The sequence below is a fragment of the Lacticaseibacillus kribbianus genome (assembly GCF_020180945.1).
Classification (GTDB): Bacteria; Bacillota; Bacilli; order Lactobacillales; family Lactobacillaceae; genus Lacticaseibacillus; species Lacticaseibacillus kribbianus.
Window position 1 is genome coordinate 1,384,595 of sequence record NZ_JAIPUL010000001.1, and the last position, 16,748, is coordinate 1,401,342.

Annotated in this window: 18 protein-coding genes and 1 pseudogene; 16 read left to right on the top strand and 3 right to left on the bottom strand. The window is 61.5% G+C overall.

What is annotated here, in order from left to right:
* The first annotated feature begins 161 nt into the window (after nucleotides 1–161).
* Together LE416_RS06620 and LE416_RS06625 are read left to right on the top strand one after the other, a co-directional pair.
* Nucleotides 162–632 (top strand): flavodoxin family protein, encoded by a 471-nt coding sequence (locus LE416_RS06620; RefSeq protein ID WP_225047673.1) that lies wholly within the window; start codon nucleotides 162–164, stop codon nucleotides 630–632.
* Nucleotides 633–645: 13 nt separating this feature from the next.
* Nucleotides 646–1,682, top strand: a pseudogene (locus LE416_RS06625) (zinc-dependent alcohol dehydrogenase family protein).
* 110 nt (nucleotides 1,683–1,792) lie between these two features.
* Here LE416_RS06625 and LE416_RS06630 read toward each other — a convergent pair.
* The gene (locus LE416_RS06630) at nucleotides 1,793–2,230 is read right to left on the bottom strand and encodes a MerR family transcriptional regulator (protein WP_225047674.1); all 438 of its coding nucleotides are present in this window, start codon (nucleotides 2,228–2,230) and stop codon (nucleotides 1,793–1,795) included.
* Nucleotides 2,231–2,501: 271 nt separating this feature from the next.
* Here LE416_RS06630 and LE416_RS06635 point away from each other — a divergent pair, with 271 nt between their 5' ends.
* The 7 genes from LE416_RS06635 to LE416_RS06665 all read left to right on the top strand — a co-directional run bounded on the left by LE416_RS06635 (nucleotide 2,502) and on the right by LE416_RS06665 (nucleotide 8,152).
* Nucleotides 2,502–3,842, top strand: a complete 1,341-nt coding sequence (locus tag LE416_RS06635) for an MFS transporter (RefSeq protein WP_225047675.1) — start codon at nucleotides 2,502–2,504, stop codon at nucleotides 3,840–3,842.
* A 23-nt stretch (nucleotides 3,843–3,865) separates the two neighbouring features.
* A complete protein-coding gene (locus LE416_RS06640; RefSeq protein ID WP_225047676.1) occupies nucleotides 3,866–4,651 on the top strand; it encodes a hypothetical protein in 786 nt (261 codons plus the stop codon).
* Nucleotides 4,651–5,253 (top strand): NAD(P)H-binding protein, encoded by a 603-nt coding sequence (locus tag LE416_RS06645; protein WP_225047677.1) that lies wholly within the window; start codon nucleotides 4,651–4,653, stop codon nucleotides 5,251–5,253. The genes LE416_RS06640 and LE416_RS06645 overlap by 1 nt, the downstream gene beginning before the upstream one ends.
* Nucleotides 5,254–5,264: 11 nt before the next feature.
* A complete protein-coding gene (locus LE416_RS06650; protein ID WP_225047678.1) occupies nucleotides 5,265–5,915 on the top strand; it encodes an NAD(P)H-binding protein in 651 nt (216 codons plus the stop codon).
* Between the two features lie 190 nt (nucleotides 5,916–6,105).
* Nucleotides 6,106–6,669, top strand: coding sequence for a TetR/AcrR family transcriptional regulator (locus tag LE416_RS06655; RefSeq protein WP_225047679.1), 564 nt, complete (start codon nucleotides 6,106–6,108; stop codon nucleotides 6,667–6,669).
* Between the two features lie 55 nt (nucleotides 6,670–6,724).
* Nucleotides 6,725–7,606, top strand: a complete 882-nt coding sequence (locus tag LE416_RS06660; protein WP_225047680.1) for an SDR family NAD(P)-dependent oxidoreductase — start codon at nucleotides 6,725–6,727, stop codon at nucleotides 7,604–7,606.
* 15 nt (nucleotides 7,607–7,621) lie between these two features.
* Entirely contained in the window at nucleotides 7,622–8,152 is a 531-nt protein-coding gene (locus LE416_RS06665) for an RICIN domain-containing protein (RefSeq protein ID WP_225047681.1), read from the top strand.
* A 365-nt stretch (nucleotides 8,153–8,517) separates the two neighbouring features.
* Here the strand turns inward: LE416_RS06665 and LE416_RS06670 are convergent, their stop codons facing one another.
* Nucleotides 8,518–9,048, bottom strand: a complete 531-nt coding sequence (locus LE416_RS06670) for a TetR/AcrR family transcriptional regulator (protein WP_225047682.1) — start codon at nucleotides 9,046–9,048, stop codon at nucleotides 8,518–8,520.
* A gap of 111 nt (nucleotides 9,049–9,159) precedes the next feature.
* Here LE416_RS06670 and LE416_RS06675 point away from each other — a divergent pair, with 111 nt between their 5' ends.
* From LE416_RS06675 to LE416_RS06705, 7 genes are all read left to right on the top strand, one after another.
* Entirely contained in the window at nucleotides 9,160–10,527 is a 1,368-nt protein-coding gene (locus tag LE416_RS06675) for a DHA2 family efflux MFS transporter permease subunit (protein ID WP_225047683.1), read from the top strand.
* 234 nt (nucleotides 10,528–10,761) lie between these two features.
* Nucleotides 10,762–11,445, top strand: coding sequence for a hypothetical protein (locus LE416_RS06680; RefSeq protein ID WP_225047684.1), 684 nt, complete (start codon nucleotides 10,762–10,764; stop codon nucleotides 11,443–11,445).
* Nucleotides 11,445–12,122 (top strand): response regulator transcription factor, encoded by a 678-nt coding sequence (locus LE416_RS06685; protein ID WP_225047685.1) that lies wholly within the window; start codon nucleotides 11,445–11,447, stop codon nucleotides 12,120–12,122. Before LE416_RS06680 ends, LE416_RS06685 begins: the two co-directional genes overlap by 1 nt.
* Nucleotides 12,115–13,167, top strand: a complete 1,053-nt coding sequence (locus LE416_RS06690) for a HAMP domain-containing sensor histidine kinase (RefSeq protein ID WP_225047686.1) — start codon at nucleotides 12,115–12,117, stop codon at nucleotides 13,165–13,167. Before LE416_RS06685 ends, LE416_RS06690 begins: the two co-directional genes overlap by 8 nt.
* Before the next feature lie 131 nt (nucleotides 13,168–13,298).
* Entirely contained in the window at nucleotides 13,299–13,811 is a 513-nt protein-coding gene (locus tag LE416_RS06695) for a hypothetical protein (RefSeq protein WP_225047687.1), read from the top strand.
* Between the two features lie 141 nt (nucleotides 13,812–13,952).
* Nucleotides 13,953–14,213 (top strand): hypothetical protein, encoded by a 261-nt coding sequence (locus tag LE416_RS06700; protein ID WP_225047688.1) that lies wholly within the window; start codon nucleotides 13,953–13,955, stop codon nucleotides 14,211–14,213.
* A gap of 187 nt (nucleotides 14,214–14,400) precedes the next feature.
* Nucleotides 14,401–14,664: a GlsB/YeaQ/YmgE family stress response membrane protein gene (locus LE416_RS06705; protein WP_225047689.1), complete on the top strand. Its 264-nt coding sequence runs from the start codon at nucleotides 14,401–14,403 to the stop codon at nucleotides 14,662–14,664.
* Between the two features lie 471 nt (nucleotides 14,665–15,135).
* Here the strand turns inward: LE416_RS06705 and LE416_RS06710 are convergent, their stop codons facing one another.
* The gene (locus LE416_RS06710) at nucleotides 15,136–16,566 is read right to left on the bottom strand and encodes a DHA2 family efflux MFS transporter permease subunit (RefSeq protein WP_225047690.1); all 1,431 of its coding nucleotides are present in this window, start codon (nucleotides 16,564–16,566) and stop codon (nucleotides 15,136–15,138) included.
* Nucleotides 16,567–16,748: the final 182 nt, after the last annotated feature.

A 16,748-nucleotide genomic window follows, 5' to 3' on the forward strand; every position in this document is an offset into this window, starting at 1 on the left:
CGAATTTGGCCTTGCCTTACACCAACTGTAAGGCACTATGCTAGTCTTAACATCTTAGCGGCGGCAGTGCGCGTCCCCCGGCAGCCCACCGCAAGGATACGGTGATCGGCTTGCGTGATTCAACCGCGCATTGCGACGTCACCGTGACTAAGGAGGCACTGATGTCCAAAACACTGATTGTTTACTACTCATGGTCCGGCCACACCGCCGCCCTGGCCAACAAGATTCGGCAGCTCACCCAGGCGGACACGTACGAGATTCAGGTGCCCGCCGACACCTTTTCGACGGACATGTACGAGACCTCGGACATCGCCAAGGCACAGCTGGCCACCGGCGAGCTTCCCCCACTCAGCCGGCCGCTGCCCGAGCTTGCCCGCTACGACCTGATTCTGGTCGGTGGACCCGTCTGGTCGGGGGCGCCGGCCACGCCGGTGCTGAGTTTTCTGGCGACCGCCGACACCGGTCCGGCGGTGCTCGCCCCGTTTTACACGCACGCCGGCACCGCCGGCGACTACGAGGCGGCGTTCAGGCAGGCGGCCGGCGCGCGGCCGCTCGCAACGGGATTGGGGCTATCGGGGTCCAGCATCTCGGACTCCGCGCCGCAGATTCAACAATGGTTAGACCAACTCTAAAGGAGACATGACAATGAAAACAGCTGTATTTGTAGCACCAGGCAAAGTCGCCGTCCGTGACTTCGCCATGCCGGAGATTCAAAAGCCGACCGACGCGATCATCAGAATCGTCCGCGCCTGTGTCTGCGGCTCGGACCTCTGGTGGTTCCGCGGCCTGGCCAAGCGCGAGGCCGGAAGCGTCGTCGGCCACGAGGCCATCGGCGTGGTTGAGGCCGTCGGCGCGGCGGTCAACAACGTGGCGGCCGGCGACTTCGTCATCCTGCCGTTCACCCACGGCTGCGGCCACTGCGCCGCCTGCCGCGCCGGGTTCGAGGGCAACTGCCTGAACGCGACGGAACACGGCTCCAGCGGGTTCCAGGGTGAGTACGTGCGCTTCACCGAAGCGAACTGGTCGCTGGTGAAAATCCCCGGCCAGCCGGCAGACTACACCGACGAGCAACTCAACGACCTGCTGGCGCTGTCCGATGTGATGGCCACCGGCTACCACGCCGCGGCCAGCGCCGAGGTCCACCCCGGTGACCCGTGGTGGTGATGGGCGACGGTGCCGTCGGCCTGTGCGGCGTGATTGCTGCCAAGCTGATGGGGGCCAAGCGCATCATCGCCATGAGCCGCCACGCCGACCGCCAGGCACTGGCGCGCGAGTTCGGCGCCACGGACATCATCGCGGAACGCGGCGATGAAGCCGTGGCCAAGGTGCTGGCGCTGACCGACGGCGGCGCCGATGCGGTGCTCGAATGCGTCGGCACGGCCCTGTCCGTCGACACTGCGATCAAAGTCGCGCGGCCCGGTGCGATCGTCGGCCGGGTCGGCGTGCCGCAGGAGGCCACCAACGCCAACGCCGCCCCGTTTTGGACCAACGTCGGCCTGCGCGGCGGGATTGCCTCGGTGACCACCTACGACCGCAGCGTTTTGCTTGACGCGGTGTTGCGCGGCGAGATCCACCCCGGCCACGTGTTCACCCAGCGCTTCGCCCTCGCAGACGTCCAGCAGGCCTACGACGCGATGGATCAGCGCAAGGCCATCAAGTCGCTGCTCATCGTCAGCCAGTGAGGCGGCACTGACGCCAACGATTTCCTGTCGGCCTTGGCACCGGCCTACTTCCTGAAAACGGGTAAATGCAAACACGCGCTTACCGCTGATGGTAGGCGCGTGTTTTGGGTTCAGGCCTTGGTCGCCATGTCCGGGTCACCGTCGGGAACGGCGGCAACGTTAGACGGTTCGTAGGTGTCGGGCTTGGCGTTGATCAACACGTCGGCGTAGTGCGCGACCTTCTTGTTGATGGTTTCGAGGTGGTGGTTCAGCTCGGCGATTTCGTCAAGCGTGCGCTGCTGCTGCTTCAGCATGATCTGGTAGCGCTCCGGCACGGTGCTTTGGCCCTCGATCACCAGATCGAAGTAGTGCTTGATGCTTTCCAGCGGCATCCCCGTCTGGCGCAGGCAGGTGATCAGGTGCACCCACTCGAGGTCCACGTCGTCGAACACGCGGTTGTTGTTCTCGTCGCGCTTCACGTAAGGCAGCAGGCCGTGGTCGTGGTAGTAGCGCACCGTGTATGTGGTCAGGCCCATCTTCTTGGCAACTTCTTGGACTGTGTAAGTCATGGTGATAACTCCTTTCAGGAATCTCTGGGGCTATCATACCCCCTTAGCCCCACTGTAAGGCAAGCCCTAATTACAGTAAGACGAACCCGCGACGCAACGGCATTTCAACCGCGCGAAGGCGGCCGTGCCTTCGCCCAACTGCCGTCGGCGCGGCGCCTGCCGCGGCGAAAGGCCGCTGGGCCGGGCCTGAAAGTTTTTTCTGAAAAAGCCTTGCGCCTCCACCAGCTGTAACCCTTAAGCTAAGGTCATCAACGAAAACGGAGGCACACCCATGCAACAGCACAAACGCTTCGACTGGATCTTACTGGTGATCCTGTTCAGTTACTTCATGATTCTCCTAGACAACTCGATTATCTTCACCGGCACCGTCAAAATCGCCCAGGACCTGCACCTGAACCAAAGCACGCTGTCTTGGGTGTCTTCCGCCTACTCACTGACTTTCGGCGGTTTCTTGCTGGTCGGCGGGCGCGCCGGTGACCTGTTCGGCCGGCGGCGCGTTTTTCAGATCGGCCTGATCATCTTCGGCCTCGGCTCGTTCCTAGTTGGAGCCGCGAATTCGGCCGCGGTCATCATCGCCGCCCGCGCCTTCCAGCGCATCGGCAGCGCGATCCTCGCCCCGACGACCCTGGCGATCCTGATGGACACCTACACCGGCAGCAAGCGCGTCCGCGCCATCGGCTACTACGGCGCGATGGCCGGCATCGGCGCCTCCGTCAGCCTGGTGATCGGCGGCGTTTTCGCCAGCCTTTTGACCTGGCGCGTCGGGTTCTTCATCAACGTGCCGATCGCCGCGTGGATGTTTTATCTCTCAATTCGCCACCTGCGCAAGGACCCGACCCAGGCGGGCAAGCTCGACTGGATCGGCACCTTCACGTCGCTGTTCGGCATGATTGCCCTGGTCTACAGCATCGTCGGCAGCGTGGGCCAGCTGTACACCCTGATTGCCGCCATCGTCTTGTTGGGCATCTTCATCGCGCAGGAGGCCCACACCGGCCAGCCGATCATGCCGCTGCGGCTGTTCGCCGATCGCCAACGCGTCGGCGCCTACCTCGGCCGCTTCCTTTATATGGGTGCGATGCTTGGCTTTTGGTTCATCACGCCGCAGCTGATGCAAAGTCAGCTCGGCTTCACCCCGCTGATGGCCGGCATCGCCTTTTTCCCGCTGACCATCGTGAACTTCGTCGTCGCCCTGCAGGTGGCGCGCCTGACGGAAAAACTCGGCAACGGTGGCCTGCTGATCATCGGCATTTTTCTCACCTTCGCCGGCATGTTCTGGATCAGCCGCTTCGCCCCGGCCACGGGGTACTGGTTAGGCATCGCCCTGCCGATGGTGGTGATTGGGGTCGGGCAAGGCCTGGCGCTGAGTCCGTTCACTGCCGCCGGGGTCGCCAACACCCTCGGGGCAGACGCCGGCGCCGCCAGCGGGGTCGTCAATGTGATGCACCAGATTGGGGGCTCGATCGGCCTGTCGATCTTGGTTGCCGTCGAGGGGCTGGCGCGCGACGCCGTGACCGGTTTTCAACACGCGATTCTGACCGGTTCCGCCCTCCTGTTCCTGGCGCTGCTGGCCGCAATCTTCTTGGTTCTCCCGGGCGAACGCCGCGCCCACTAACCGCGTAACCGGAGGTGATCACCATGACCAACCCGTTGGTCTACTACGCCGTCGTCGGTGTCGACGGCGACTACCTGCGCGACTGGACGCGAGATTCTGCCCCAATCGTGCGCTATCTCTACGGCCACCATCAGGCCAAGCTGCTGATCTGCCATGAGTCGCCGGATGATCAAACCGATTGCAGCGTCGTGGCGACGATCGAGCCGCAGCTGACGCTCGAGGCAATTGGCCTCATGGCGCCGCGACCTAGCGCGGCGGGCAGCCGCCTGATTGCGGTCCTCGACGCACTCTTGGGCGCACAGCTCGACCGCGGCGCCGCCCACTACGGCGCCGCGCACGCCATGCGGCTGGGGTACCTCACGCTCTACCTGGCGGCGCTCAAACCCCTGGCCCCGCGCGACGTGAATCTCCTACTGCTGGCGGCCTACCTCCACGACTTCGGCCAAGACCCCCTCGACAACAGTGCCGACGACGGCCTGAGCCGCTTCAGCCGCTACCTCACAGACCGCGGGCGCATCGACCTAGGGCAACTGCACGCTACCTTCGCCGCCATTTTGGCCAGTATCGGGCAACCCTGGTCGCGTTCTGACACCGACCGGCTGATTCAGGTTCTGGCGGCGTCAGGCGTCAGCGGCCGGACAAAGCAGCTTAGGGGCTGGGCCGCGGATATCCGCCAGCTGGACGCGATCCGGCTCGGGTCGCCCGCCGATCTCAGCCGGCTGCACGATGACGACGCCATGCGCCTGCTTTACGCGTCACGGCAAGAACTCACTTTAATCCCAGACCACACACCAAAGGAGCATTCATAATGACCAACATTTTAATCATCGGCGCAACCGGCTCGATCGGCCAGGCCACCCGCAACTACTTACTGCAAAACACGACCGACCAGCTGACCTTGATGGCCCGGCACACCCAGCGCCTGCGCAGCCTTGATGCGACCCGCGAACGCGTGATTGAAGGCAGCGTCACCGACCCAGGCGCGCTGCAAAAAGCCTTGCAAGGCCAACAGGTCGTTTTTGCGGCGCTGAGCGGCGACCTGCCGCGGATGGCACAGGCTCTGGTCGCCGGCATGACCGAGGCCGGCGTTGAACGCCTGCTGTTCATCAGCTCGATGGGCATCTACAACGAGATTCCCGCTCGCATCGGTACCGACGGCAACCTCGACCACAATCCGGTGCTGGCACCCTACCGCCGGGCCGCCGACATCATCGAGGCCTCGGACCTGAACTACACGGTGATTCGCCCCGGCTGGTTCGACAACGGCAGCACCGCCTACCAGGTGACCCACAAGGGCGAACCGTTCGGCGGCCACGACGTCGCGCGGGCCAGCATCGCCGACCTGGTGATGCGGCTCGCCCACGACCCCGAACTGGGCAGCCGCGACAGTCTTGGCATCAATCGCAAGTAAGGAGCGTCGCAATGAAACTATTGATTTTAGCCGCCAATGGGCAGATTGCCCGGATTGTTGAGCACCGAATCCTGAACGAATCCAAATTCGCAGACGTGCAGCTGACCCTGGGGCTGCGCCGTCCGGAGCGGTTGGCGGCGCTCTCGAGGAACCCGCGCGTCCACCTGCTGGATGTCGATCTCGAAAGTCCGCAATCCGTCGCCGCCGCGGTGGCCGGCCAGGACCTGGTCTTCGTTGCGGTGGTCGATCACGACCGCGACAACGCGATGACCAAAAACGTGATCGGCGCCATGCAGCAACACCACGTTGCGCGGGTCATTTTCACCAATATCTTGGGCCTGTACAACGAAGTGCCCGGCGAGTTCGGCCGCTGGAACCTGGTGCAGGTCCGCGCCGGCCTTGCCGCCGCCCAGCGCTCCGACCAGCTGCTGGCCGACTCCGGCCTGACCTACACGACCCTGCGCCTGCCGTGGCTCAACGACCGGCCAGAGGTGAGGTACACCGTCACCAGCCGCAGCGAGCCTTACGTCGGCGTGTCCGGGTCCCGCCAAAGCGTCGCCGACGTCGTGCTGCGCATCGTCGCCGATCCGGGCTTTGCGGCCAACAACAGCATCGGCATGGCCGACCCCGCCACCCAAGGCGAAGACCGGCCGGTGTACTGACTTCCGGCCGCGAACACGCGGACGGAATGACGAGAACGGGCCTACTCCCAACTGCGGAGCAGGCCCATTGGTCATGCAACGTCACTTCCCGTACCACGCCGGCCCAGGCCACTCAGCCGCCCCTGGTCACCCGAATCACGCGATTGCAGGGGGGCTTGACCATTAGTAACTGTTCAGTTACAATTGGCCCATGAGAACAAAAGATGAAAGTAAGATTCAGGCCATCACCGACGCGGTCCTGGATCTGTGCCAGCAAAACGGCATCACCAACCTCACCACGGCCAGCGTCGCCAAGGCCGCCGGCGTCAGCCCGCGCACGCTTTACCTCAATTACCAGGACAAGACGGACATGCTGAGCCGGATTTACGAGCAGGCGAAGGCGAAGCTCCACGCCGGACTGCGGACGCAATCGGCGAAGCTGCAGGGCGACCACAAGGCGCAGATTGACCTACTGATGCGCTTCAGTGTCGAGCAGTCGCGCCGCTTTCCCCGCGAGGCCAACTTCGTCTCCGCGATGTGGGCGAACCCCGAGATGCTCGATGCCCACGCCATCGCCTTCACGCAGCGACCCGATCAGGAGTTCCTGGACTTCTACCGGCTACTGGATGAGGACTCCATCATCCGCCAGATTCCGCCGACGGTGCTGGCCGCGATGCTGGCGGTGCCGATGACCCTGTGGCACCAGAATCACGACGTCACCGACGCCGAAATCGACAGCGCAATCGCACTGATTGTCAAAGCGTTACAGCCGTAGCGCTTTATCTTTTGTTCAAAAGTAACTGTTTAGTTACCCGATGGGAGGAAAGCTAATGAGACTTGTTCTGATCACCGGTGCCACCGACGGCATCGGCAAGATGACCGCACTGAAATTGGCGGGGCTGGGCATGCACGTGATCGTCCACGGCCGCAACCCGCAAAAGGCACAGGACGTGGTGGCGGAGCTCAAGGCGGCGAGCCACAACCCCAACATCGACTACCTGATTGCCGACCTGCTGGACCCCGCGGCCATCAAGGCGATGGTGCAGCAATTCACGCAGCGCTACCCGCGCTTGGACGTGCTGATCAACAACGCCGGCGCCGTGTTCGATAACCAGCGCCGCGAGACCAAGCAGGGCATCGAAGTGACCATGGCCCTGAACGTGATGGCCCCCTTCCTGCTGAATCAGCTGCTGCTGCCCAGCCTGCGCCAGAGTGACGACGGCCGCATCATCAACCTCTCTTCCGCGGCGCACCAGATGAGCGGCAGGCCGGACATGGCGGACCTGAATCTGCAGCACACGCCCTCCGCGCAGCGGCGTTACGGCCTGTCGAAGCGCTTTTTGATCTGGAACACTCAGACGCAGGCGGCGTGGCTTTCGGCCGCCGGCATCACCAACGTCACGGTCAACGCCGCCCACCCCGGCACCGTCGCCACGAAGTTCGGCCAGGCGAGCGACAAGGGCTTCGTCAACAACGCGATTTACAAAACCGCAATCACGCTCAGCAAGTTCCCGCCGATCGGCCGCCACTTCTCGGTCGAACACGGCGCCGCCACGGATGTGTACCTCGCCTCATCGCCCGAGGTGGCGGGTGTCACCGGCAAGTACTTCGGCAACAGCCGGGAGCAGCAGCCGGCAACGAAGAAGGACTCACCGCAGAACAGGGCCGCGCTTTGGCAGTACTGCCAGACCACCCTGGCCGCCTGGCTCTAACATGAGGAGAAAAACATGCCATTTACCATTCTACTGATTGCTGACCTCGTCGTCGTGGCGGTAGGCGCACTGATTTTTGGCCCGCGGTTGCACAAAACGATGCAGCGCAAGCGCCAGACCGCCAACGCGGTGATGATTCAAAACGTCGAAAGCGGCAAGGTCGTGCGGCCCAAGGCGGCTAACATCGCGGACGGTACCCCAATCGTCCAGTACCTCCCGCAAAACTGGGAGTGCGTCACCTGGCAGATGATCGCCATCGGCAACGATGAGTACCTGCTCAAAGACCTGTACACGCAAAAGTCGTTCAACCCCGCCACCCCCACGGCCGGGGCAACGCTGGTGCAGATGCCAATCGGCGGCAATGCGCTGCAGCACTGGCGATTCGAGGAGGTGCAGGCGCACCAATTCCGCATCCGCCTGGCCGACGCCGCGCTGTACCTGACCAGCCCCAACGACCAGGTGAACGCCGCACTGACCCTCGAGCCGCTGGACGACCAGCACACGGCGCAGGTCTGGGAACTGAAGCCGCAGCAGCCAATCATCTGAGGCGTGCGAGTCGCTGACCCCAATCATCCGCGTCACCGATGCCGTAGCGGGATTGCTCAGAACCGCGCTGACTTTGCGCAATGCAGGCCCGGGTACGCGGTTAATCTGGGCGCGCAGCGGAAACGTCGTGCATACCATCTACGGCCTCACTAACTTTGAACTCACCCCCAAGCACTCCGGCCTTCTTCTAACCTAGTGACCTCAAACCTAACCATGCGGCAAGCCCCAAGCCATCGTCTGTTCGATAGCTTGAGGCTTGTTTTGTCATGTTGCGTTGCTGGGAGCCAACATTTCTCGCATCATTGGTGGCTGGTGACGCCAGCGCGTCACTGGAGGCCAGGCATTAACTGCCAGCAGTTGCGCCCTCACGCCTCAAAGCCGCTCACCTTACTCAGCAGCAGGTCGACCAAGACCGGAATCGGCGTCCGGCAGTCCTGCTCCAGCCACTGCTGGAACAGGGACGCTAGGCCACCGTTGAAGAAGGCCAGCTGATAGTCGAATAACCGCGACTTGCTCCTTGCGCGGGCGGCTTCGATTCTCGGCGCCAGCGTCTGGAGCACATCAATGCTCTTGGCGGACCGCGCCGTGACAAAAACGTGATAGAAGAAGGTCCGCTGCGACTTAATCAGCCTCAACACTTCGGTGAACACCTGCTGCAGGTCCGCCGCTTGCAGGGCATCCACTAACTCCCCCATCATGGCCTGCTGAATCGCCTCGGCGACCGCATCGACATCGTAATAGTGGGCGTAAAACGTCGCCCGGTTGATGGCAGCGGTCTGACACAAGTCAATGACCTTGACGCGCCGGTCGGGTTCTTGGGCAATCAGGTGTAGGTAGGCCTGCTTGATCTTGGTCTCGGGGTCTTGGTACCGCTGATTATTCTTGGTATTCGCCATGTTCGCTCCCATTAATAAGACATTCGTCCGTGTAATGACGGTGGTGCCGGACGCACCGCTAGCATATCATAATCTCAACGAATGTTTAACTAATCAATGAAGGAGCCGCCCATGTCCACTCTCACAAAATCGCAGGCCAATCGCCTGTTCGTTGTCTTACTTCTCAGCTGCGTCGCCAGTTCGCTGATGCAGACCGCGATGACCACCGTGCTGCCGGCCATCATGGTCGGCTTGCACGTCAACGCCACCGCCGGGCAATGGCTCACCAGTGCCTTCACCCTGGCGATGGGCATCATGATTCCGGTCACCCCGTTTCTGCTGCGGCGGTTCTCGACCCGCCAGGTCGTGATCGGCGGCCTCAGCCTTTTCACGGTCGGCCTGGTGATTTCCGGGCTGGCGACCAGCCTGGCCGTCATGCTGATTGGCCGGGTCCTGCAGGCGTTGGCCTCGGGGATCTTCGTCTCCATCACACAAGTCGCGATTCTGGCGCTGTTCCCGCGCGCCAAAACGGGCACGTACATGGGCATCTACGGGCTGGTCGTCGGCGGCGTTCCGATTATCGCCCCGACGCTGGCCGGGTACGTGTCCGATGCCTTCGGTTATCGGGCCATCTTCTTTGGCGGCGCCGGTTTGACCCTGCTCACGCTCGGGTTCGCCCTGCTCGCCGCCAAAAACATTTCCGCGGCCGACACCGCGCGGCTGGACTGGGTGTCCTTTGCCCTCTCCGCGATTGGCTTCGGGGGGCTCACCCTAGGCCTCGATCAGCTCACCGTGGCGCCAAGCTTTGCCATCGGCCTGCTGGTTGCCGCCGCCATCAGCCTCGGCCTGTTCGTTCGCCGGCAGCTCAGGGCCGAGGTTCCCTTCTTGAGCCTGCGTCCCCTGGCCAATCGCCCCTTTGTCCTAGCGCTAATCGCCAGCATGCTGCTTTATGCCGTGATGATGGCGGGTTCGCTGCTCCTGCCCATCTACCTGCAGAGCCTGCGCGGGATGACCGCGACGACGAGCGGTCTGATCACGCTGCCGGGATCGCTGGTCATGCTGCTGTGGTCACCGGTTGCCGGCAAGCTGTATGATCGCATCGGCATGAAGCCGCTGTTGATCATCGGCAGCGCGGCCTTAACCCTGAGCTGCGTCGGCCTGACCACGGTGTCCGCCACCACCGCAGTGTGGTACATTGTTCTCGTCTACGCGGTTCGGATGCTTGCGGTCGCGACCTTGATGATGCCGCTGGTGTCTTGGGGGCTGGCCGCACTGTCGGCGCACCTGACGGCTGACGGTTCCGCCATCATCACCACCCTGCGCACCATTGCCGGCGCCATCAGCATGGTCGGCGCCACCAGCCTGATGAGCCAGCTCGGCCACGGGGCGACGACCTATGCCGGAATCAACGCGGCCTTCATCGCCCTGAGCGTGGTTGCGGTGGTCTTAGTCATCATTGCCGTGATCGCTGCGGCGACGAAACCGGCCCCGGCGCATTAACATTTCGGCAACATCTCAGCAACATTATCCTAACCTCGCACGCTCACAATCGAGACAGCCCATGATTGCGGCGGGCCGCCGACACACCACGTCTTTGGGTCCGCACGACTCAGGTCCTTCCTCGACGTGCTGCCGGCGACTGTTCTTCCAGGCTTCACCGGTGCCGAGCGACTGACGCATCGGCCGAAAATCAGGCGAGACGCACGCACTTTCATCATCAACCGGAGGCCCCCCATGCTTAATGCCATCATCAAACGGCTTCACCTGCCCTTTCAGCTCGACCATCGCCGCGACCGCATCGCCATGTACGCCGCGCTCGGCATCCCGGTCGGGTTGATCATGGCGCTCACCAAGCTGGTGATGGGCCTGCTGTTTACCTCGAGCTGGCTGCTGATTTTCGGGACTTACTACGTGGTGCTGCTGGCGGTCAAGAGCACCACCCTGTGGCGCTACCGTCGCATTCGCGTCAAAGACGCACCGATTAAGGCGAAGATTCACGCCGAGCAGGCCTTCTTAACGCTTGGCGGAATCGGGTACTGCCTGATCGGCATCACCTTCGGCAGTTTCTGCTACGTGATGTACGCGCACGGCTACGATCAGCGGTTCAACCTCAACGCGGCGCTGATCGTCGCGATGATCGGCTTCACCAAGCTGACCTCGGCCACCGTCGGCCTGGTGCGCTCAAGACACCTGCTGAGCCCTCTGATCACGCTACTGAAGGCTTACAGCGTCGCCGACGGCATGACGGCCATTGTGCTGACCCAATACGCCTTGCTGACCTACCAGCACAGTCCTCAGGCCAACGCGGCCACCGGCCTGTTCGGCATGGCCATCAGCGTGGTCGTCGTGATTGTCGGGCTGTGGATCACGATTGTCGCGACGCACCGTGATCTATCGGGACAAGAAAGGGAGCAATGATGCAAAAAATCTTAGTGGTCGAAGACGACGACCAGTTCAATGCAATCCTGACACGCACCCTGGGCCAGGCCGGCTACCAAGCGCAAGGGGCGACCAGCGCCAATGCGGCTTACAATCTCATGTACGACCAGCATTTTGACCTGATTGTCTCGGACATCATGATGCCCGAGACTGACGGCTACACCTTCGCCGCCACCGTTCGGCGGACGGACCCCGCGATTCCGATTCTGTTCATCACCGCCCGTGACGACATCGCCTCCAAGGAAAAAGGGTTCAACGTCGGCATCGACGATTACATGATCAAGCCCGTGCAGCTCGACGAAGTGAAGCTGCGCGTCCGCGCCCTGCTGCGTCGTGCCAACATCGGCAGAACCAACGTGCTGACAGCCGGCAACGTGACACTTGATGCCGACAGTCGCGTCGCCGCCCTGAACGGGGAGGAAGTCGCCCTCACCGTGCGTGAGTTCAACCTGCTGACGAAGTTTCTCACCTATCCGAACCACGCCTTCTCACGCCCCGAGCTGATCAACGAGTTCTGGGCTCTCGACCACGACACCAGCTTGCGGTCGGTCGATGTCTACATCACGAAGCTGCGCGAGAAATTCGCTCAGGCGGATGGTTTTGCCATTAAAACCGTGCACGGCCTGGGCTACAAGGGCGTCTTGATCAATGACTAAGCGCAGGGCGACTTTCATCACACACACGACCCGTTTCTCCTGGTTGGCCATGACCGGCCTGTTTCTCGGCTTCGGCGGCCTCGCCGCGGTGCCCGGTCTCGCCTACTCAAGGGATTGGCGAGACGTCTTCTCGCCTTACGCCGGCTGGTACCTGCTGTACTGCCTACTCGTCGCGCTGCTCCTGGCGGCCCTGACGGCATGGCAGAAATACCGCAGATTCGACAAACCACTGAGGCAGTTGAGTGCCGCCGCCGAAAAGGTTGCCGGTGGCGACTACTCGGTGTACCTCCAGCCGATTCATCGGCCGGCGCACTACGACTACCTCGACGCGATGTTCGCCAACTTCAACACGATGGTGGCGGAACTCAACTCGATTGAAACGCTGCGGGGCGATTTTGTTGCCAACGTGTCTCACGAGTTCAAGCGCCCACTGGCCATCATCAAAGGCTACACCGAGACCTTACAGCGCGAAGACGTCGACGAAGCGACGCGCCGCGCGTATTTGCACACGATCGACACCGCCGCGACCGATCTGGCCGACCTGGTTTCCAACATTTTGCGGCTGAACAAGCTCGAAACCCAGGTCACTGAACCAAAGCGCGAGGCCTTTGACCTCGTTGAGCAGCTGACCCAGGTGATTTTCGCCAGCGATTCGCTGATTGAGGCGCACCACTTGGACCTCGCCGTGGCCATGCCCGAACGCCTGGCGATGATTGGGGACCCGGAGCTGCTCAAAGTCGTCTGGAATAACCTGCTGGCCAACGCCATCAAGTTCACCCCGGATCACGGCCGCATCACGTTAACCGCCAGCGAGCACGCCAACCACGTCACCGTCAGCATCGCCGATTCCGGTGTCGGCATGGACGAACGCACCCAGGCCCACATGTTTCAAAAATTCTTCCAGGGCGACTCATCGCACAAGGCCATGGGCAACGGGCTTGGTCTGGCCATGGTCGCCCAGATCCTGAGGCTCGTTCACGGGCAGATTCAGGTCGCCAGTGCGGTCGCTCAAGGCAGCACCTTCACCATCACGCTTCCGCGCTGAGCAATACTGGCAGTTGCCAGTATTTTTTTGCCTCAAAAACAGCTTTAACATCTCGGCAACATCTCGTGAACATTTCGCCAACAGTGGCTTTATATACTGATCTTGTTAAATCAACCAAGGGAGACATTCAAATGACAGACACCAACTTCATCGCTTACGAATACCTGGAACAGCGCATCCCCAAGGCCATGCAAAACGCATACCTCGACGGCTACGCGAACTTCGGCTGGACCGTCACCGATCGGACGCCGGACCTCGGCAAAAACACTGTCACCTTGAAGCTCAAGCGCGACCGCAGCCTGCCGGAGAAGGCGGCCCTGAACCGCCTGCAGAAACAATTCGAGCAGGAGATGGCGTCAGCGGCGCTGATGGAAGGCAGCAAGACGTCGATTCCGACGATGGTGGCCTTGGGCGTCGGCCTGCTCGGCACCGCCTTTATGGCCGGGTCGGTGTTCGCCTACCTCGGCGGTTTCTTGATTCTCTCGATCATCCTGGCGGTGCCGGGATTTGCCGGCTGGGGGCTGGCCTACCTGAGCTATAACTGGGCCAAAAGCCGTCGGATCGCAAAACTTGCCCCGGTCCTGACTCAGACCTACGACGCGGCGGCGGACAGCTGCCAGCAGGCCTTTCAGCTGATGCATTGAGGTGGGCCACAATGACTGAATTGAAACTTATCACGCTTGTTATAGCAACCTGTGGCCTTGGGACGTATTGGTACCGGCACAAGCGCTCGCGCCGCGCCGTCGAAATGCCCACCCGTCACGCACATTAAGGAGGAGTCAACCATGTTGTCAATCATTACTGCAGTTATCATCGGCCTGATCATGGGGGCCTTGGTTTATGTCATCGATAGCTTGATCCACGGCCGAAGCCTCGCGGTCTTGGGCCTGGACCTGGTCTTTGGGGCGCTGGGTAGCTACTCTGGCACCTACCTCGTCAGTTACGGGCCGCAGCTGCTCGGCGTCGATCTCCTACCGACGCTGGCGGGCGGACTCGTGCTCAGCTTCGTCGTGACCTACGCGGTGCGGCGCTTCGTCCTGCGCTAAGGCGTAGCTGCGTGTCCGGCCGTGGGAGTTAGTACCCGCAACAGGCTAAGTTTTGACGCCCACTCTCGCATTTCGTTATGCTTGAATTGAGTATGCCGTAATCACTTTTTTAATGACGCCGCCTGTGCTGGCTGGTGATTGCGGCATGCTTAGCGGTAGTTGCTCGCAAATGAAAGGAGATGCGGACGTGTTACACCTCATTTGGGTACTAATCGTCGGCGCCGTGATCGGCGCAATCGGCCAGCTGATTGTTGGGCGCGACATGCCCGGTGGCTGGATTGGCAATATTGTCGCCGGGTTGCTGGGGGCTTGGATTGGCACCAAGCTACTTGGGACTTGGGGCCCGGTTGTTGGCGGCATGGCCATCTTGCCGGCAATCATCGGCGCCGTGATTCTGGTCTTCATTGTCTCGCTTGTGATCGGGACGATGGGTAAAAGGCGCCGTACTTGATGCACCGCAGTTTTACAGTGGCAATCATCGGTCTGAACCCAGATTACTGGAATCACAAGTAACAGCCCGATGACCGTATGAACTGAACGACCATGGCTTGCCTTCGGTGTTGTGCTGAGTGCAAGCCATTTTTGTGGCTTGGAATTGTGCCGTGGTTGGGCCAATATTTTCACTAATCACCGCAACCATGCACAAGGCCGACGCCCGGTCGACATCGCAACGTGATTCGCACAGCTATGTGCCTATCCCCCCTGCTATCAATGAACGGATGAAGTGCGTGGCGTTCCTGCGTCTCTCGTTACGACGCCCCGAGTACAAAAAAGCCACCCAATTACGGGTGGCGGAGCGAGTTTTGCAGTACGGGTGACGCCGATTGCGTCGGAGTCGGCGCGGTGCACGCGATTTTTCGCGGAGTTCTGCGACGCCGCATCGGCAAGTCAGCTCAAACGTCCTGCACCCGGGGTCTCCCGCTTAATTCATGAGATTGATATCTTCTTCTTCGGTAGCGGCTGGCTTTTTGCTCGTGACAATCCAGCTCAGGACCAAGACGATCACCATGATCGCGGTCATGAAGTAGAAGCCAAGCTTGGCGCCTTGCAGCGTCTGGTGCACGGTGTTGGCGTGCGGCGCAAACCGCGCGCCGGTCGCAAGCAGCGCGGCCATGATGGCGGTGCCCAGCGACCCGGAGTACTGCTGCAGCGTGTTGTAGGCCGCGTTACCGTCCCCCATCTGCATCGGTGCCAGCTGCTGCAAGCCGAACGTGAGCAACGTGTTGAACATCAGCGAAAAACCGACCAGGTAAACCGTGAAAATCCCCGTGATCAGCCCGACCGTCAGCCGGCTGGCCAGCAGGCTGAAGCACAGCGTGGCAATGACCAGCAGCACACTCCCGGTGCGCACCAGGTGCTTGATGCCGATCGAATCCATCAAGCGCCCTGCCAGCGGCGAAATGATTGCGGACACGATGCTACCGACCAGCAGCATTGCGCCGGCAACCATCGAGTTGGCCCCCAACGTCAGCTGGGCAAAGTTGGGCAGCAGGAACGTGAAGCCAATCCGACCGAACTGAATCAAGAAGTAGATGGTAATCGCAAGGGCGAAAAAGTGGTTCTTGAAGATGGTCACCTGCAGGATCGGGTGCTCAGATTTCAGCGACCGGATGATGAAGCCGGCGAAGGCGAGCACGGCGACGATCAGCGCCGCGATGAAGCTGACGCTGGCCGGGCCGGCCGTGCCCAGCGTGTTGGCGGCCAGGGTCAGGGCAATCAGCGCGACCAGGATCAGCGCGAACTGATCAAGGGCGAACTTGGATTTTTGGACGGGATAAGGCTGCGTCACATTTTTGGCGGCAATCAAGCACGCGATGACGCCAACCGGGACGGTGATGATGAAAATCAGCCGCCAGGTGGTGAACTGAACAATGCTGCCGCCGTAAGTGGGGCCGAGCGACGGCGCTAGGGCGATCACCATGCCGGCCAGACCGTTGAACATCCCCTGCTTGCGCTGCGGAATCTGGAGCATGATCAAGGCGAACACCAGTGGCATCGCGCAGCCGGTGCCGACCGCCTGAATGATCCGTCCGAGCAGCATGACCGGCAAGTTGGTCGCCACCGCGCATAACACCCCCCCGATGGCAAACGCCGCGCCGGCGGTCACGATGATGCTGCGCGCGGTGAAGCGAGACTGAACGTACCCGGCGATGACCATGGTGGCCGCAACCGCGAGCAGGTACGCGGTCGTGACCCACTGGACCGCGTTCATCGAGGTATGAAACTGTTGAATCAGGGTTGGGAACGTGACGTTCATCGACGTCTCAACCAAGACCCCGCAAAAGGCCAGGCCAGTGGTGCCGAAGATGGCCAGTAAGGTCCGTGGCGTGACTTGAGATTGCTCTGTTTGCAAAATATAAATCCTCCAATTTTGGGTATGTATTCAAGCTGGGAATGCTGCCCCCAGATTCGGCCGAAGCACAACCGAGAGCAAAAAAAATCGGCCCCTAAAGGCCGAATCCGAGTCTGCACTCGGGCGAGCAGTAATCCGGAATGGCGACCGGATGACTACGATTCTGATCTCTCATGTCGAAT

Excerpts from the sequence above, each read along its gene's own strand:
- LE416_RS06620 (WP_225047673.1), top strand. The coding sequence starts at position 162 with ATGTCCAAAACACTGATTGTTTACTACTCATGGTCCGGCCACACCGCC.
- LE416_RS06630 (WP_225047674.1), bottom strand. The coding sequence starts at position 2,230 with ATGACTTACACAGTCCAAGAAGTTGCCAAGAAGATGGGCCTGACCACA.
- LE416_RS06635 (WP_225047675.1), top strand. The coding sequence starts at position 2,502 with ATGCAACAGCACAAACGCTTCGACTGGATCTTACTGGTGATCCTGTTC.
- LE416_RS06640 (WP_225047676.1), top strand. The coding sequence starts at position 3,866 with ATGACCAACCCGTTGGTCTACTACGCCGTCGTCGGTGTCGACGGCGAC.
- LE416_RS06645 (WP_225047677.1), top strand. The coding sequence starts at position 4,651 with ATGACCAACATTTTAATCATCGGCGCAACCGGCTCGATCGGCCAGGCC.
- LE416_RS06650 (WP_225047678.1), top strand. The coding sequence starts at position 5,265 with ATGAAACTATTGATTTTAGCCGCCAATGGGCAGATTGCCCGGATTGTT.
- LE416_RS06655 (WP_225047679.1), top strand. The coding sequence starts at position 6,106 with ATGAGAACAAAAGATGAAAGTAAGATTCAGGCCATCACCGACGCGGTC.
- LE416_RS06660 (WP_225047680.1), top strand. The coding sequence starts at position 6,725 with ATGAGACTTGTTCTGATCACCGGTGCCACCGACGGCATCGGCAAGATG.
- LE416_RS06665 (WP_225047681.1), top strand. The coding sequence starts at position 7,622 with ATGCCATTTACCATTCTACTGATTGCTGACCTCGTCGTCGTGGCGGTA.
- LE416_RS06670 (WP_225047682.1), bottom strand. The coding sequence starts at position 9,048 with ATGGCGAATACCAAGAATAATCAGCGGTACCAAGACCCCGAGACCAAG.
- LE416_RS06675 (WP_225047683.1), top strand. The coding sequence starts at position 9,160 with ATGTCCACTCTCACAAAATCGCAGGCCAATCGCCTGTTCGTTGTCTTA.
- LE416_RS06680 (WP_225047684.1), top strand. The coding sequence starts at position 10,762 with ATGCTTAATGCCATCATCAAACGGCTTCACCTGCCCTTTCAGCTCGAC.
- LE416_RS06685 (WP_225047685.1), top strand. The coding sequence starts at position 11,445 with ATGCAAAAAATCTTAGTGGTCGAAGACGACGACCAGTTCAATGCAATC.
- LE416_RS06690 (WP_225047686.1), top strand. The coding sequence starts at position 12,115 with ATGACTAAGCGCAGGGCGACTTTCATCACACACACGACCCGTTTCTCC.
- LE416_RS06695 (WP_225047687.1), top strand. The coding sequence starts at position 13,299 with ATGACAGACACCAACTTCATCGCTTACGAATACCTGGAACAGCGCATC.
- LE416_RS06700 (WP_225047688.1), top strand. The coding sequence starts at position 13,953 with ATGTTGTCAATCATTACTGCAGTTATCATCGGCCTGATCATGGGGGCC.